Source organism: Streptomyces sp. AJS327, from assembly GCF_013450295.1.
GTDB lineage: Bacteria > Actinomycetota > Actinomycetes > Streptomycetales > Streptomycetaceae > Streptomyces.
In genome coordinates this window covers 400,169-415,730 of record NZ_SKBR01000001.1, presented here as the reverse complement: position 1 = coordinate 415,730, position 15,562 = coordinate 400,169, and the positions used below count along the sequence as shown (strand labels likewise).

Here is a 15,562-nt window from a genome sequence, read left to right as displayed (position 1 = left end):
GCGGCGGGTGGCGGGTGGCGGGTGGCGGGTGGTCAGCTGCCGTAGGCGTCGGCGATCAACTCGTAGGAGCGGACCCGGATGTCCGGGGTGTGCACGTTGCCCGTGATCATCAGCTCCTGCGCCCCGGTGCGCTGGGCGAGCGCGTCCAGCCCCGCGCGCACCTCCTCCGCGCCGCCGTACACCACGTTCCGCGTCCAGCCCCGGACGAACTCCCGCTCCGCCTCGCTGAACGCGTACTTCTCCGCCTCCTCCGGCGTGGGCACCAGCCCGGCGTCGCCACGGCGCAGCCGCAGCATCGCCAGCGCCCCGCTGAGCACCTGGGCGTGCGCCTCCCGCTCGTCGTCGGTGGCGATCGCGGCGACGCCGACCATCGCGTACGGCGCGTCCAGCAGCGCGGAGGGACGGAACGCCTCGCGGTACAGCTCCAGCGCGGGCAGCGTGTGCGCCGGGGCGAAGTGGTTGGCGAAGGCGAAGGGCAGTCCGAGCTGGCCGGCCAGCTGGGCGCTGAACCCGGAGGAGCCGAGCAGCCAGACCGGCGGCCGGGACCCCTCCCCGCCCTGCACGGGGCCGGGCACCGCGTGGATCCGGGCGTACCGGTGTCCGGCGGGGAAGCTGTCGTCCAGGAAGTGGACCAGTTCGGTGAGTTGCCGCGGGAAGTCCTCCGCCCCCTCCCGCAGCCGTTCGGTGCGGCGCAGCGCGGCGGCCGTGGCGCCGTCCGTCCCGGGCGCCCGGCCGAGGCCGAGGTCGACCCGGCCCGGGGCGAGCGCCTCCAGCGTCCCGAACTGCTCGGCGATGACCAGCGGCGCGTGGTTGGGCAGCATCACCCCGCCCGAACCGAGCCGGATCCGCTCGGTGTGCGCGGCGAGGTAGGCGAGGATCACGGCGGGCGAGGAGCTGGCCACGCCCGGCATCGAGTGGTGCTCGGCCACCCAGTACCGGGTGAACCCGCGCCGCTCCGCCAGCCGCGCGATGCGGACGGAGGCGCGCAGCGCGTCAGCCGAGGTGTGGCCGACCCCGACGTTCGCCAGATCGAGGACGGACAGCGCGGCGGGCGCGCTGCCGGGGGCGCCCCCCCGGACGGGATCGGACGGGGCGGCGGCGCGCGGCTCGGACACGGGGTCTCTCCGTTCGCTGTGCGGCACAGCTGGTTCGCTCGGCTGACTCTCGGACACGAATCGGCACAACAACGGAGCGCGACGATCTGTTCCGCCACCCACCCCGGCCCCGCCCCCGGAGACCGAGACCGCGAACGGGACCCCGATCGAACGGGACGGCGCAGGGACGGGACGACGAGGGGGGCGGACGGGGGACGAGCGGGCCGTCGCCGGGACGGCGCGGCCCGGCGCGCGTCAGGCGAAGAGCGTGCCCAGTTCGGGGCAGCGCACCCGTTCACCGAGGAGTCGCAGCCCCTCGAAGGCGGTGACCTGGTTGGCCGTGAGCACCGGCTTGCCCAGCTCCTCCTCCAGTGCGGGGATCCAGGCGGCGCTGTGCAACGCGGTGTCCGGCAGAAGCACAGCCTCCGCGTCCGGATGGTCCCCGGCCCGGGCCATCCGCCGCACCTCCTCCATGCCCCAGGTGCCCACCTCGGCCGCCGTGATGATGCCGCTGCCGCGCATCGCCACGACCTCGGCGCCCGCCGCCTTCAGGAAGGCGGCGAACAGTTCGGCCACGTCCTCCGGGTAGGTGGCCGCCACCGCGACCCGCTCCACACCCAACTCCCGTACGGCGTGGGCGAAGGCGAACGAGGTGCTGGAGGCGGGCAGTCCGGCGGTGGCCGACAGCTCGTTCACCTGCTCGTGCGCCCCCTCCCAGCCGAAGACGAAGCTGGCGCTGGTGCACGCCCAGACGACGGCCTGGACGCCGTGCCCCTTGACCTCCTCCACCTTGGCGGCGAGGCGGGCCGCCGAGCCCATCTCCAGCAGGGCGTCGACCCGGTGCGCGTCCTCCCCGATGTCCGTGTGGACCAGGGGCAGCCGCACGTCGGCACCGGCCTCCCGCAGGATGCCCTCCAGCCTCGGGTAGTCGTCCTCCGCCGAGTAGCCGGGGTAGAGAAAGCCGACGGCCCGGGGGGTGCGGGCGGCCGCTGCTGCCATGTGATGCCTCCTGAACGGATGAGGCGCGCGGACAGCGCGCCAACTGGTGCGATCAGCGTGGTGGTTGCGATATCCGCGCCGCCGGAGCCGGATCCCGTCCCCGGACCGAACGCCGGACCGTCCGCGTTCCGGCGACCGCCGGGGCGACGGGGGCCGGGGCGACGGGGGCGAGAGCGGGCACGTGCGGAGGCCGGGCACCGTCCCTCGCGGGAGACGCCCGGCCCGTGACGCGTCAGCGGGGCCCGGGCTCGCCCACCCGGGCCGTACGGCTCAGGCGCCGGAGGACGGGACCCGCGGAGACCGGCCACCGGAGCGCCGGACCCGTCCCGTCGGGGCGAACGGAGCCGGGGGGCGGAGGCCCGAGCGCGGGCCCGGAGCCTCCTGTCCGGCGGGCCGGGTCAGAGCGGCGGTCAGACCGGTGGTTGCGGTCCGCCCCACTCCTCCGGGGATCCGGCGGCGTACCCGAGGTCGTGCCCGCCATCGAGCGGGTCCTCCGTCCCGGCGCCGGCGAGCGCGGCCTCCGGCTCGGCCGGGCCGAGTCCGGCCGCGTCCGGCAGGGAGTTCGGGTCCGCCGCCGGATCGACCGGGGGTGCGGAAGCCATCGCGGCCGGCCCTCGGCGGGCCACCGGGTCGAGCAGCGCCTGGTACGGCCCGACCGCCTCCTTGCCGATGCTGCGCAGTGCGGCCCAGACGGTCACCTGGTTCGCGGAGAGCACCGGCATCCGCAGCTCGGCCTCCAGCTGCGGGATCACGTCGAAGGTGGGCAGGTTGGTGCAGCTGATGAACAGCGCGTCCGGTGCGTCGTGGACCGCCTCCCGGGCCATGTCGACCACGTCCCGGTAGGGCACGCGCTGGATCTCCCGGGTCAGCCCCAGGTAGCTGCGGCCGGTGACGGAGATTCCGGCCTCCGCCAGGTACTCCTCCAGCGCGTCCGTCACCGACTTGGTGTACGGCGTGACGATGGCGATGCGCTGGGCGCCGATCTCCTCCAGCGCTTGGAGCATCGCCCCCGAGGTGGTGACCGCGGGGATCTCACCGGCCTGCGCCATGGCGGCGCTCATGGCCCGTTCGCCCGCGGTGCCGCCGACGAAGCTGCCGGAGGTGCAGGCGTACGCGACGACCTCGGGCGTGACGGCGCTCAGCGCGAGCACCGCGTCCCGCAGGGTCTCGTGCTCGCTGACGAGGCGGGCCAGGTCGAGGCTCACCTCCACGGGCACGAAGGGGGTGCGCGTCAGGTGCAGGGACACGTCGTCCGGCACCCAACGCCACAGTTCACGGTCGAGAGCGAAGTCGAACGGCGCGACGACCCCGACGCCGCGCTGCGGCTGCGGTCCGCCAAGGAAGGAGACGTCCATTTCGAGCCCCTAAGAACGGAAGGGGTGGCCCATGGCCTGTTGGGCCCCTTAAGCCGAGACATGAAAAAAGGAATGCCGGTCAAAAGCCGGGACGCCGGGACAGATGCCTTTGTTGACGAAGGTAGTTTCCGCTCCCTACCGTGGTCAATCCTCACCCCCGGGCTTGGCTTCGCCCGCCGTTCTCAGTCCACCGCCCCCTCGTTTCGAAACGGTGTCCTGCCTATGTCCGAAACCTGCCTTCTGGTCCTCGACGCCGAGCCGCTGCCCCGCCTGGAGCGGCTGGCCGGACGCGCCCGTGTGGTGCACGCCGACGAGAAGACGCTGGCCGAGCTGCTGCCCACCGCCGATGCGCTGCTGGCGTGGGACTTCCTGTCCGACGCCATCCGTGAGGCGTGGCCGGGCGAGGGCCCGCGACCGCGCTGGGTGCACACGCCCAGCGCGGGGGTCGACCGGCTGCTGCCGGAGCTGGCCGCGAGTCCGGAAACCGTCATCACGAATGCCCGTGGGGTCTTCGACCAGCCAATCGCCGAATATGTGGCTGGACTCGTACTCGCAATGGCGAAGGACTTTCGTGGCACTTGGGAATTGCAACGACAGCGGCGCTGGCAGCACCGCGAGACATTCCGTGTAGGAGGCACCCGGGCGACCGTGGTCGGCAGCGGCCCAATTGGCCGGGCAATTGGTCGCACTCTTTCAGCACTCGGGGTCACGGTGGACCTCGTCGGGCGCACGGAACGTGACGGAGACCCGGAATTCGGCCGGGTACACGGCATCGGCGCGCTGCACGGCCTCCTCGGGGAGGCGGACTGGGTGGTCTGCGTCGCCCCGCTCACCGAGGAGTCGAAGGGTCTCTTCGACGCCCGGGCGTTTGCCCTCATGAAGCCGGAAGCCCGCTTTGTGAACGTCGGCCGGGGCCAGCACGTGGTGACGGCGGACCTGGCCGACGCCCTGGTGAACCACCGGATCGCGGGAGCCGCGCTGGACGTCTTCGACCGGGAGCCGCTGCCCACCGACACGGGCCTGTGGGACGTGCCGAACCTGCTGATCTCGCCGCACATGAGCGGCGACACGGTCGGCTGGCGGGACGATCTCGCGGAGCAGTTCCTCGACAACTTCGACCGCTGGGAGGCGGGCCGTCCGCTGCTGAACGTGGTCGACAAGAACCTCGGGTACGTACCGACCAGCTCGTGAGGCCGTGCCGGAGACCGCCCCGACACGCCCCGGGCGCCCCCACCGGCCCACTCCGCCCCGCTCCGTCCCCGCCGCCCCGCTCCGGGGCGGGCCCACCTCGTTCCTCCCGGCCCCTCCGGGCCTCCCGGCCGCCGCTCCCCACGACGGCCGGTGTCCCACAGCGTCCTCACCCACAGCCCGGGCCCCGTCCGTGCTCTGCCCCGGCGGCCCGCCGGACCCTGGAGGTTTCGTGATGTCGGATCTCACCAACCTGACCGCCACCGAGCTGGTCACCGGCTACCGGGCGGGGGACTTCTCCCCCGTCGAGGTGGTCGCGGCGGCCCTGGAGCGGGCGGCTGAGACACAGACGCGGGTGAACGCCTTCACCCGCGTCGACGAGGAGAGCGCGCTGGAGGAGGCGACCGCCGCCGCGGAGCGCTGGCGGCGCGGGGAGCCCGCCGGGCTGCTGGACGGGGTGCCGGTCACCGTCAAGGACATGCTGTTGCAGCGCGGCGCCGCGACGTACAAGGGCTCGTGGACGGTGGACGCGGAGGGCCCGTGGGAGGAGGACGCCCCCTCCGTGGCCCGGATGCGGGAGCACGGCGCGGTCTTCCTCGGCAAGACGACCACCCCGGAGTTCGGCTGGAAGGGCGTGACCGACAGCCCCCGGTACGGCGCCACCGGCAACCCCTACGCCCCGGAGCGGACGGCGGGCGGGTCCAGCGGCGGCAGCGCGGCGGCCGTCGCGCTCGGCGCGGGCCCACTGTCGCTGGGCACCGACGGCGGCGGATCGGTCCGGATCCCCGCCTCCTTCTGCGGGATCTTCGCGCTGAAACCGACGTACGGGCGGGTGCCGATCTATCCCGCCAGCGCCTTCGGGACCCTCGCGCACGTGGGACCGATGACGCGGGACGCGGCGGACGCCGCGCTGCTGATGGACGCGATCTGCGGGCCCGACCCCCGCGACTGGTCCCAACTCGCCCCCGTCCAGGGGAGTTTCCGCGAGGAGCTGGCCGGGGGCGAGGAGGGCGCGCGCGGGCTGCGGGTGGCCTTCTCGCCGGACCTCGGCGGGCAGGTGGCGGTCGCGCCGGACGTGGCCGCCGCGGTGCGGCGCGCGGTGGACCGGCTGTCCGGCCTCGGCGCCCGGGTGGAGGAGACCGACCCGGGGTTCACCGACCCCGTGGAGGCCTTCCACACCCTGTGGTTCAGCGGAGCGGCCCGGGTCACCCAGGGGCTCGACGCCGAGCGGACCGGGTGGCTCGACCCGGGGCTGCGCGAGATCCGGGACGCGGGGGCGCGGATGAGCGCGCTGGACTACCTGGCCGCGGTCGACGAGCGGATGGCCCTGGGCCAGCGGATGGGCGGGCTGCTGCGCGGCGGCGCGGACGGCGGCTACGACCTGCTGGTGACGCCGACCATGCCGATCACCGCCTTCGAGGCGGGCCGTGAGGTCCCCGAGGGCGGCGCGCACACGCGGTGGACGGGATGGACCCCGTTCACCTACCCGTTCAACCTGACGCAGCAGCCCGCGGCGACGGTGCCCTGCGGCGTGGACGCCGCGGGCCTGCCGATCGGGCTGCAACTGGTGGGCGCGCGCCACCAGGACGCGCTGGTGCTGCGCGCCGCGCACGCGCTGTTCGCCTCCGGGGTGACGGAGGGGATGGCGCCCCCGGCGCAGTGAGGTACCGCCGGGCGGGACCGCGGAACGCGGAACCGCCCGGCGGGTGGGGTGGGGACGACTCCCCGCCCCACCCCGGTCGGTGACCGCGTCTCAGGCTGACGGCGCGTCCGCTCCGCGCACGTCAGGCCCGGCGGACGGCGGCCCCGGCCCCGGTGGCTCAGCCCCGCGGGGCCCGGACGCCGCGGGCTCAGGCCCGTCGGAAGGCGAGGGACTCGCCCAGCGCCCCGGCGCGCCAGAGGTCCTGGCAGGCCTCGGCCATCTCGTCGAGCCCCTCGACGATGGTTCCCCAGACGATTCCCGGAACCCATCCGGCGTCGCCGTTGATGAGCAGGTTGTTCCGCTCGTAGAAGAGCGCGAGGTCGATGACGGTGTTCCGTTCGATGTGTGCCGCTTTGCCACCCTGCTGTTCCGCCGCCGCCTCGTACCCGTAGGACGAGGTGGCCAATTGCGTGTTGGAGAAGGTGAAGTAACACAGATCGCCCGGAATCGGGGTGATGGTGGGATTCTCCAGCGGAGGCTCCTCGGGCGCGAAGGGCGGAACCAGGGTGTAGATCTCGTTCCTGGCGTACTTCGCGTGATAGACATCACCGCTCAGCGGTAGCGCGTTCCAGACAGCGGCGCAGGTGATCGGCGCGCGGTCGTCCAGCAGCTTTGCGGTGCAGGAAACTCCCCGCTTGTCCAGGGAGACTTCCAGGAAACGATCGGCCATTGTGCCTCCGGCTCCGGGTTGGGCATCGACGCTTCAATGGTGACCCATCGGTCAACCCCGCCCCCAGGTTAAGGGCTGGAAACAATCTGCATAGCTCCGGTGAACATGGGTAGCTGCGCGCGCATGGCTCCACCACAAGGGAACAACGACGCTGGCAGAGGCAGGGGAATCCGGCGCCGCTCACTGTTCGCAGGAGCGGCATCCCTCGGTGCCTTGGGTGCGCTGGGAGCGGCTGGATGCAGCCGTGCTCCCACGGAGGGAAAAGTAGAGGGAGGCGACCTGCTCGACCGGCTGCGCGACAAGGGAAGCGCGCGGATCGGTATCGCGAGTGAGCCCCCGTTCGGCTACGTGAACAGGGACGGAGAGGCCACGGGCGAGGCACCGGAGATCGCCAAGGTCGTTTTCAAACGACTCGGCATTGACGAGATCAAGGCGATTCCCGTGGAGTTCGGCGCGCTGATCCCGGGACTGAAGGCGCAACAGTTCGACGTGGTGTCGGCGGGAATGTACATCAATGCCACCCGCTGCGCACAGGTCCTGTTCTCTGACCCCGAATACCTCATGCTGGACTCTTTCATCGTCAAAAAGGGCAACCCGCACGGGATCAAGACCTACAAGGACATCGTCGACAACAATCTCAAGCTGGCGACCGGAAAGGCCTACGCGGAGATCGAGTACGCGCTGGCGGCCGGGTACCCCGAGAGCAAGCTCATGATCCTTCCCGACCAGGTCGCCGGACTCGACGCGGTAGCCCAGGGCCGGGCCCACGCGTTCGCCGGGACCAACGTGACGGTCAAGACGGTCGTGAAGGACTCGGCACGCGTGGAGGCGACGAAGGCGTTCCAGCCCATAGTGGACGGCGAACCCGCCTACGGGGCCGGCGGATTCGCCTTCCGTACCTCGGAGAAGACGTTCCGCGACGCCTTCAACAAGGAGATCCACAAGCTCAAGGCGAACAACTACGAGGAACTCCTGGAGATCGTCAGTCCGTTTGGTTTCGGAATGCGGGAGATGACCGATCTGACGGCTAAGGAGTTGTGCGGATGATGACCTCGGGCATGTTCACCTCCTGGTTCCTGCCGGGGATCTGGGTCACCATCCAGGTGACGGTGCTGAGTTCGGCGCTGGCCGCGGTCGTCTCGTTCGCCATCGGCATCCTGCGGACCTCCAGGTTCTGGATCGTCCGCTTCCTGGCCGGTACCTACTTCGAGATATTCCGGGGCACCTCGGCGCTGGTGCTGATGTTCTGGATGTTCTTCTCGCTGCCGCTCTTCGGCTGGCAACTGGTCCCGATGTGGGCCGGCGTCAGCGCGCTGGGCCTCACCTACGGCGCCTACGGCTCGGAGATCGTCCGGGGCGCGCTGGCCGCCGTCCCCCCGGCCCAGCGGGAGGCGGGGATCGCGCTCAGCTTCACCCGGGCGCAACGGCTGCGGCGTATCGAACTGCCGCAGGCCTGGCCGGAGATGGTGCCGCCGTTCAACAACCTGCTGATCGAGCTGATGAAGGGCACGGCGCTGGTCTCCGTGATCACGGTGGCCGACATGACCTTCGCCGGCAACCTGGTGCGGCTCGGCGACAACGAGAGCGCGCCGATCTACACCCTGCTGCTGGTGCTCTACTTCGTGCTCGCCTTCACCCTGACCCGCGGCATGCGGGCGCTGGAGCGGCACGCCCGGGCCGGTATCGGACAGCTGCCGGAGAAGAAGCCCGGGCTCTTCTCCCGCAGGCCGGGCGCGGACGCTGACGGCGCCGCGGCCGCGAAGCAGTCGGCGGGAGGCACGCGATGAACTGGGACTGGAAAGTCGTCGAGGACTTCATGCCGCGGTTCTGGGACGGCGTGCTGGTCACGCTCCAGGCCCTGGCCATGGGCACGGTCATCGCCTTCGGCCTGGGGCTGGTCTGGGCGATAGCCCAGCGCTCCACGCTCAGGTGGGTGCGGTGGCCGGTGATGGCGCTGACGGAGTTCATCCGCAACACCCCGCTGCTGGTGCAGCTCTTCTTCCTGTTCTACGTGGTGCCCGAGTGGGGCCCCTCGATGTCGCCGCTCACCACCGGCATCGTCGGTCTGGGCCTGCACTACTCGACGTACACCGCCGAGGTCTACCGCGCGGGCATCAACGCCGTGCCGGTCGGGCAGTGGGAGGCGGCCACCGCTCTCAGCATGTCCAAGACCCGCACCTGGACCGCGGTGATCCTGCCGCAGGCCATCCGCCGGGTCATCCCCGCGCTGGGTAACTACGTCGTCGCGATGCTCAAGGACTCGCCGATGATCGCGGTCATCGGCGCCCTCGACATGCTCGGCGAGGCCCAGGCGTACAGCAACGAGACCTTCACCCAGGAAGCGATCACCGTCGTGGGCCTCGCGTTCATCGTGATCGCCTACCCCGCTTCCCTCCTGATCCGAGCCCTGGAGCGTCGCCTTGTCCGCTGACAACACCCCTTCCGAGTCCTCGAAGGAAACCGCGAACCCGGCCGTCGACGGCAGCGAGCTGATCCGGTTCACCAATGTGACCAAACGGTTCGGCGAGAACGTCGTGCTGGACAACCTCTGTTTCAGCGTCTCCTCCGGCAAGCACGTGACCCTGATCGGCCCCTCGGGGTCGGGCAAGACCACCATCCTGCGGCTGCTGATGACGCTGATGACGCCCGACGAGGGCACCATCCAGGTCGGCGGCCAGTACCTCAACCACGAGGAGCGGGACGGCAAGCTGGTCACGGCGAGCGAGAAGCACGTCCGCGAGGTCCGCAAGAACATCGGCATGGTCTTCCAGCAGTTCAACCTGTTCCCCAACATGAAGGTGCTGCGGAACATCACCGAGGCGCCGGTGCACGTCCTGGGACTGTCCAAGGACGCGGCGGAGGAGCGGGCCCGCGAACTGCTGGAGCTGGTCGGGCTGACCGAGCACCTGGACAAGTACCCGACGCAGCTCTCCGGCGGTCAGCAGCAGCGCGTGGCCATCGCCCGCGCGCTCGCCATGCGCCCCCAGGTCCTGCTGCTTGACGAGGTCACCTCGGCACTGGACCCGGAGCTGGTGGCGGGGGTGCTGGACGTGCTCCGGGACATCGCCCACTCCACGGACATCACCATGCTCTGCGTCACCCACGAGATGAACTTCGCGCGGGATATCTCGGACGAGGTCCTGATGTTCGACGCCGGGCGCGTGCTGGAGTCCGGCTCCCCGGACAAGATCTTCAACAACCCGGACCACGACCGCACCCGGGACTTCCTCAGCGCCGTCCACTGACCGGCGCCGGAACCGATCCGGACGGTGTTCCACGCCCCGGGGCGCGCCCGCGCGGCGCCCCGGGGCGTGGAGCGTCCGGGCACGGTGCCTGGAACCGCACCCCGGCGGGCCGCCCGGACCGGCGGCGGGGGTTGCGGCCCCGCGCGGCGGGCATATGCCGATAGCCGCGACTGTGGTCTTGCCGCGCACGTCCGGCCGCTATCGTGAGAGTCACCGCCCGCGACCCGGCGCCGCCGTCACCTGGCGAGCGTCACACGCCCGAGGGGGACACCGTGGCACCGAGGCCGGAGCCCACCGCACCATTCCACTCGGTCCAGTTCGCGCTCCGCATGCTGGAGACGGTCGCCCGCGAACGCGACGGCATCAGCGAGGAGCGGCTGTGCCGGGAGGCCGGCCTCGCCCCCGGCGACCTGGACGCCATGCTGCGGATGCTCCTCCGCGAGGGCTACCTCCACCGGCTGGACGACGGCAGCTACGTGGTCGGCGCCGCGCTCCTCCAACTCAGCGGCGGCGGCCGGGAGACGGCGCTGCGTGAACGCCTCCAGTACACCCTGGAGGACCTGCGCGACTCCCTCGGCGCCGCCGTCTACCTCAGCCAGTACCAGGACGGCGAACTGGAGGTCGTGCAGTACGCGGACGGGCCGCGCGCCCCGCTGGTCAACCAGTGGGTGGACTTCCGCTCCGCCGTCCACGCCACGGCGATCGGCAAGTGCCTGCTGAGCCAGCTCGACCACGAGGCCCGCCGGGACCACCTCTCCCGACACAAGACCGCGCGACTCACCTCCCGCACCATCACCGACGAGAACGTGCTGCTCAACTCCCTCGACCAGCAGCCCTCCTCGGTCCCCACCCTGGACCTCCAGGAGTACGCGGTGGGCACCGTCTGCGCCGCGGTGCCGGTGACGGCGGGCTCCTCGGTCGGCTGCCTCGCCCTCTCGCTCCCCGTCGAGGACGCCCACCGGCTGCGCCGGACAGCCGAGGCGCTCAGCCGCCGGGCCGCCCCGGTCATGCTCTCGCTGGCGATCTGAGCCGCCGCACGCCGGGCGTGGCCGAGCGCTGACCCCGTGCGCCCCCACACGACCCGGCGCCCGCCCCGACCAGAACCCGCGGGTCCGCTCGGGCCCGCCCCGGCCCGGGCCCACGCCCCGGCCAGAACCCGCGACTCCCGGCTCGGGCCCCGGCGCGCTCCCGGTTCGATCTCGGTGCGCTTCCGGGGCCGACCTGGCCCGCTCCCCACTCGCGGGGCCGTGCTTCCGGGCCTCCGGCCGTGGAACCCGGTGGGCGGGGAGGGGCGGGGGCGGCCGGGAAAGCGGTCGGAAGCACCCCCGCGAAGGGGGTAGTATTTCCTCAGCTCGCCGGAGACGGCGGGCCCGGCGCCGCTAGCTCAGTTGGTTAGAGCAGCTGACTCTTAATCAGCGGGTCCGGGGTTCGAGTCCCTGGCGGCGCACCTGTTCCGTGGGGCGTCTTCGGTAACCGAAGACGCCCCACGGTCGTCTCCGCACCCCTTCCGACCCGTCCCGCCCCTCCACCCATCCGGACGGCGCTTCCGGACTCCCCCGCCCTCCCCGGCGGACGCACCCCGCCAACACCCGTTCACCGGGGGCCACTTACGTCCACTCACGTACGCCGCAGGCCACTGGGGGCCGCGCCCAGCGCGGACAGGGACGGACGGAGCGCGGGGTGGCGGCCCGACCCCCGGACCACCACCCCGCGCCGCTCAGCCACCGCCCCGCGTCCTCAGGAGCGGTAGGCCCGCCTCACGCTCGTCCGCGCTTCTCCAGGGAGACCGCGAACGCCTCCCACACCTGCGCGCACTCCTTCGCCGCCGCCGCCACCCGGCTCGCGTGGTGCGCCGGGACGGTACTGGTGATCCGGTCCCAGTGGTTGCCCGCGAGGTGCATCTCCAGCATGCGCAGCAGCAGCCGGCCGGTGTCCGTGTGCCGGAGCGAGGGGTCGCGGCAGAGATCCTTGAATATCGCGGTGAGGTCCTGCTCGGGCAGCCGCATCGCGGGGCGCCGGCAGCCGTCCGCCTCCTGCTCCTTCCGGGCCGGGGAGAGACGGCGCGGCGGCACCACGTCCTCGCCACGGCGCAGCCGGTCCCGCACGTCCCGCGCGGTGCCCGGCGAGATGCCCGCCTTCCGGGCGACCTCGCGGAGCGAGGCCTCGGGGTTCTCGGTGAACAGCTCACCGGCGGTCCGGCGGCCCTGCGCGGTGTCCAGCGGCCGCGCCCGGCCGTCCCGCCCGATCCGCCGCTCCGGCTGCGGCACCCCCTCCGAGGTGCGGCGACGCAGTTCCCCGACCGTCTTTCCGGCGAGTCCGGTGATGGACGCGATCGAGCGGTCCGACCACTGCGGATGGGAAATCAGGATGCGGGTCGCCGCGGCGGTGCGCTCGGCCAGGGTCAGCGGGAGACCGTCCTTCACGTTCGCCTTCACCGCGAGCACGAAGGCCTCTTCCGCACCCCCCTCGAAAAGCCGCGCCCGGATATGGGTCCGCCCCTGGAGGATCGCCGCGCGGGTGCGGTGCATACCGTCGATCACGCGGAGCGAGGGCCAGTGGACCAGGATCGGCGGCAACTCGCTCTCCTTCGCGGCGAGCATTCGCACATGATCCGGATTATGACCCCCTTCGCGCGGGGAATCAGCTCCCATCAGCTCTCCGATACGGAGCAGTTGAGCCCCGTGCAGGCCAGGCCGATCCGTGGGCGCGAGCCCTTCCCCGTCCGGGCCGAAACGCCTCTTTATCCGCGGCGCAGCGGCCTCGGTGGCACTCATTGCCGGGTACCCCCCGTCTGTGGATTCGGTACCTGAGGGCGGCTCGCCAGAATGGCCCCCGCTGCCCTGCCGTGGGTCGGCCCATGCCGACCAAGGTGGTGCACGACAGGAGACGTTACAAACCGATCAAGCGGTTTGTAAAGGGAGCGATCAAACCCCGGCCTTTGCCCCAGGTTTCTCAACTTTGCTGCTCAGGGCGGCTTTCTTGAGCGCTCAACCACCAGGGGTGGCCGTACGCCCGTCAAGTCGTCGGTATCGCCAGGTACTTAGCACACCGGCGTCCCGGTTTTTCCCTCAGCGCAGACCGATACCCACGCTATAGAGCCACCACACCTCAACGCGACAGCGGGGGCCACTCAGCGAAAACCGGAGCGAAGTGGTCAACTTCCGGGCCACGTTCAACTGCGGAGCCCCTGAGCGGGGATCAACTTTCAGTACCTCGTGGTTCGTTTTAGTCTCACGCGGATCGCGCACCCCTCCCGGAGGGTCCGGGGGGCACGGGGACGACGGCGCGGCGCCTCCCGGCACCGGGGTCCCCCAGGACGGCACCCGAGGTGGAGCATGCGGCAGGAGCGAGCGGAACGCACCCGGCGCGCGCTGGTACTCGCCGCCGCCCAGGCGTTCGACGCGCACGGCTACGACCGGACCTCCCTCCAGTCCATCAGCGGCTCGGCCCGGGTCACCAAGGGCGGACTCGGCTTCCACTTCGCCTCCAAGCGCGAACTCGCCCTGGCCGTACGGGACTCGGCCTGTGCCTCCGCCCGCTCGGCGCTGGCGTCCCTGGAGCGGGGCGAACGTCCCGCCCTCCAGGTCGCGGTGGACATGACGCACGCGCTCGTCCAGCAGCTGCACCGAAGTCCGGTGGCCAGGGCGGCCGTTCGCCTCACGCAACACGGAGACCTCCCGGACGACGAGACGCGGGACTACTGCCTCATCTGGCGCGCGGGAATGGACGGTGCGCTGACCCGGGCGGTCCGGCAGCGGGCGCTGACCCAGGACAGCGACCCGGGGAAGCTGGCCCCGCTGGCCCTGGCCCTGGCCACCGGCGCGGAGTTGACGACCCGGCCGCTCCGGTCACGCGGCCACGGGACGGCCGTCGCCACCGCCTGTTCGCCCGACGTCCCGCCCAGGGAATGGCTCGGCCTCTTCTGGCGCCTGGTGCTGCCCCAACTGGCCACCCCCACCGTGCTGCCGGAGATCGAGCCCATGGGCTCCCTCCGGTGACCCGGTGAACTGACGGCGTGTAAGCGGAGGTTGGGCACCCCGGTGAGTAGGCCCGGAGCCCTCCGCGTACGGAACCCGCCCCTCGGCGAACGGCGACGCGCGGTACGCCGCGGACAGGGGCCCTTCGGGCGCCGAGCGGGCCCCACGGGCCCCGCCGAACCCACGAGGTCCACGGAGGTCCACGGGTCCATCTCGGCCTGCGGACCCGAAGCCCCCTAACACGCACGTGAGTTGACGGGCGCGACGGGGTGCGTGGCAGAACGGGGGAAGGGGCGGGACGTGCTCAGCCGTCCGTCTCGACCTCGAAGGTCCCGGGCAACAGCCGCTGACGTTCCATGAGTTCGGCGTGGGTGCTGTCCAGCCGCAGGTGCGGCAGCACACCGGGTACCGCGATCCCCGGCAGGATGACGCGCCAGAGCGCCGTGATCTGCTCCGGTAGTTCCGCCAGCGTGTCGAAGAGCGCGCAGACCTGCTGAACTCCCGTGTAGGAACTGACGATCAGCCGGGCCAGCTGCTGCGGGTCGACGTGCTGGAGCAGCTCGCCCTTCTCCTTGGCCGCTGTCAGCTGGCTGGAGAAGAGTTCCGTCCACAGGCGGAACGGGGCGAGTTCGCTGATGCCCACCGAGCGCTGCACCGCGGCGGAGAGCCGAACACCGGCCCGGAGAAGGGTGTTGGTGCGCATCTCGTGCGCTATCCGCAGGTTGATGTCGATCAGCGTCTGGAGTCCGGCGGGTTCGAGTCGCAGCTCCAGCGCCCGCGCCTGCGCCGCCATCACGCCCTGCGCCAAGGCCTCCTTGGAGGGGAAGTGGAAGTACAGCGCCCCCTTGGTCACCCCGGCGCGGTTCAGGATGTCGGTGATGGAGGCGGCTTCGTAGTGGTACTCGTCGAACACCTCGGCCGCCGCGGCCAGAATGGCATTACGGGTCCGGATGGCGCGCTCCTGCTGGGCCACGCTGACCTCCCTCCACAGCGTGTCCGTTCCCCCCACGAGAAACGGAACCGCCGCATGTCGTCCGCGCTTCACCCCGAACGCCGCGTTCCGCATGGCGTCGCGATGCCTGTTCAGATAAGCAAACCGTCCGGACCGTATCTTACGCCGACGGCACCGCGCTGCCCATTCCACGCAAGTCCGCTCAGCGGCTTTCCGCCGCCGCTCACCGGCGGATTCGTGCGGACCATATACCGGTTCCGGGGCTCCGCCCACGCGTTGGCCCCCGGTCGCACAGCGGACGCCAAACCGACTTCTCCGAAAGAGAACCGCATGCCCGGTATGCGGACGGCTCACCACCCCCGGGAGGGTTCCGGATCCCC

At 71.6% G+C, this 15,562-nt stretch carries 14 protein-coding genes and 1 tRNA gene; 9 read left to right on the top strand and 6 right to left on the bottom strand.

The window, feature by feature from the left end; all coding sequences use genetic code 11:
• Positions 1-32: 32 nt before the first annotated feature.
• The 3 genes from E0L36_RS01610 to E0L36_RS01600 all read right to left on the bottom strand — a co-directional run bounded on the left by E0L36_RS01610 (position 33) and on the right by E0L36_RS01600 (position 3,448).
• Positions 33-1,115 carry an LLM class flavin-dependent oxidoreductase gene (locus E0L36_RS01610; RefSeq protein ID WP_180927053.1) on the bottom strand — a complete coding sequence of 361 codons (1,083 nt, stop codon included), beginning with the start codon at positions 1,113-1,115 and terminating at the stop codon, positions 33-35.
• Between the two features lie 234 nt (positions 1,116-1,349).
• Positions 1,350-2,093, bottom strand: a complete 744-nt coding sequence (locus E0L36_RS01605) for an aspartate/glutamate racemase family protein (protein ID WP_180927052.1) — start codon at positions 2,091-2,093, stop codon at positions 1,350-1,352.
• Positions 2,094-2,503: 410 nt separating this feature from the next.
• Positions 2,504-3,448, bottom strand: a complete 945-nt coding sequence (locus E0L36_RS01600; RefSeq protein ID WP_180927051.1) for an aspartate/glutamate racemase family protein — start codon at positions 3,446-3,448, stop codon at positions 2,504-2,506.
• A gap of 222 nt (positions 3,449-3,670) precedes the next feature.
• On the opposite strand from E0L36_RS01600, the gene E0L36_RS01595 reads away from it, so the two are divergent.
• Both E0L36_RS01595 and E0L36_RS01590 read left to right on the top strand, forming a co-directional pair.
• A complete protein-coding gene (locus E0L36_RS01595; RefSeq protein WP_180927050.1) occupies positions 3,671-4,639 on the top strand; it encodes a D-2-hydroxyacid dehydrogenase in 969 nt (322 codons plus the stop codon).
• Positions 4,640-4,871: 232 nt separating this feature from the next.
• Positions 4,872-6,299, top strand: a complete 1,428-nt coding sequence (locus E0L36_RS01590; RefSeq protein WP_180927049.1) for an amidase — start codon at positions 4,872-4,874, stop codon at positions 6,297-6,299.
• 187 nt (positions 6,300-6,486) lie between these two features.
• On the opposite strand, the gene E0L36_RS01585 is transcribed toward E0L36_RS01590, so the two are convergent.
• Positions 6,487-7,008 carry a DUF3830 family protein gene (locus tag E0L36_RS01585; protein WP_180927048.1) on the bottom strand — a complete coding sequence of 174 codons (522 nt, stop codon included), beginning with the start codon at positions 7,006-7,008 and terminating at the stop codon, positions 6,487-6,489.
• A 123-nt stretch (positions 7,009-7,131) separates the two neighbouring features.
• Here E0L36_RS01585 and ehuB point away from each other — a divergent pair, with 123 nt between their 5' ends.
• From ehuB to E0L36_RS01555, 6 genes are all read left to right on the top strand, one after another.
• Complete coding sequence (gene ehuB, locus E0L36_RS01580) at positions 7,132-8,055, top strand: ectoine/hydroxyectoine ABC transporter substrate-binding protein EhuB (protein ID WP_180928524.1); 924 nt, start codon at positions 7,132-7,134, stop codon at positions 8,053-8,055.
• Positions 8,052-8,795: an ectoine/hydroxyectoine ABC transporter permease subunit EhuC gene (ehuC, locus tag E0L36_RS01575; RefSeq protein WP_180927047.1), complete on the top strand. Its 744-nt coding sequence runs from the start codon at positions 8,052-8,054 to the stop codon at positions 8,793-8,795. The genes ehuB and ehuC overlap by 4 nt, the downstream gene beginning before the upstream one ends.
• Complete coding sequence (ehuD, locus tag E0L36_RS01570) at positions 8,792-9,439, top strand: ectoine/hydroxyectoine ABC transporter permease subunit EhuD (protein WP_180927046.1); 648 nt, start codon at positions 8,792-8,794, stop codon at positions 9,437-9,439. Before ehuC ends, ehuD begins: the two co-directional genes overlap by 4 nt.
• Positions 9,429-10,253 (top strand): ectoine/hydroxyectoine ABC transporter ATP-binding protein EhuA, encoded by an 825-nt coding sequence (ehuA, locus tag E0L36_RS01565; RefSeq protein ID WP_180927045.1) that lies wholly within the window; start codon positions 9,429-9,431, stop codon positions 10,251-10,253. Before ehuD ends, ehuA begins: the two co-directional genes overlap by 11 nt.
• 272 nt (positions 10,254-10,525) lie before the next feature.
• A complete protein-coding gene (locus tag E0L36_RS01560) occupies positions 10,526-11,281 on the top strand; it encodes an IclR family transcriptional regulator (protein WP_180927044.1) in 756 nt (251 codons plus the stop codon).
• Positions 11,282-11,626: 345 nt separating this feature from the next.
• Positions 11,627-11,700, top strand: a tRNA-Lys gene (locus tag E0L36_RS01555).
• Between the two features lie 310 nt (positions 11,701-12,010).
• Here the strand turns inward: E0L36_RS01555 and E0L36_RS01550 are convergent.
• On the bottom strand, positions 12,011-12,853 hold the full coding sequence (locus E0L36_RS01550) for a streptomycin biosynthesis regulator (protein ID WP_258015862.1): 843 nt from the start codon (positions 12,851-12,853) through the stop codon (positions 12,011-12,013).
• 735 nt (positions 12,854-13,588) lie between these two features.
• Between E0L36_RS01550 and E0L36_RS01545 the strand changes: the two genes are divergently transcribed.
• Positions 13,589-14,251 carry a TetR/AcrR family transcriptional regulator gene (locus E0L36_RS01545; protein WP_180927042.1) on the top strand — a complete coding sequence of 221 codons (663 nt, stop codon included), beginning with the start codon at positions 13,589-13,591 and terminating at the stop codon, positions 14,249-14,251.
• Between the two features lie 283 nt (positions 14,252-14,534).
• On the opposite strand, the gene E0L36_RS01540 is transcribed toward E0L36_RS01545, so the two are convergent.
• Positions 14,535-15,203: a ScbR family autoregulator-binding transcription factor gene (locus tag E0L36_RS01540; RefSeq protein WP_308416592.1), complete on the bottom strand. Its 669-nt coding sequence runs from the start codon at positions 15,201-15,203 to the stop codon at positions 14,535-14,537.
• Positions 15,204-15,562: the final 359 nt, after the last annotated feature.

Coding starts and splice junctions, on each gene's coding strand:
- E0L36_RS01605 (WP_180927052.1), bottom strand. CDS start 2,093: ATGGCAGCAGCGGCCGCCCGCACCCCCCGGGCCGTCGGCTTTCTCTAC.
- E0L36_RS01600 (WP_180927051.1), bottom strand. CDS start 3,448: ATGGACGTCTCCTTCCTTGGCGGACCGCAGCCGCAGCGCGGCGTCGGG.
- E0L36_RS01595 (WP_180927050.1), top strand. CDS start 3,671: ATGTCCGAAACCTGCCTTCTGGTCCTCGACGCCGAGCCGCTGCCCCGC.
- E0L36_RS01590 (WP_180927049.1), top strand. CDS start 4,872: ATGTCGGATCTCACCAACCTGACCGCCACCGAGCTGGTCACCGGCTAC.
- E0L36_RS01585 (WP_180927048.1), bottom strand. CDS start 7,008: ATGGCCGATCGTTTCCTGGAAGTCTCCCTGGACAAGCGGGGAGTTTCC.
- ehuB (WP_180928524.1), top strand. CDS start 7,132: ATGGCTCCACCACAAGGGAACAACGACGCTGGCAGAGGCAGGGGAATC.
- ehuC (WP_180927047.1), top strand. CDS start 8,052: ATGATGACCTCGGGCATGTTCACCTCCTGGTTCCTGCCGGGGATCTGG.
- ehuD (WP_180927046.1), top strand. CDS start 8,792: ATGAACTGGGACTGGAAAGTCGTCGAGGACTTCATGCCGCGGTTCTGG.
- E0L36_RS01550 (WP_258015862.1), bottom strand. CDS start 12,853: ATGCTCGCCGCGAAGGAGAGCGAGTTGCCGCCGATCCTGGTCCACTGG.
- E0L36_RS01545 (WP_180927042.1), top strand. CDS start 13,589: ATGCGGCAGGAGCGAGCGGAACGCACCCGGCGCGCGCTGGTACTCGCC.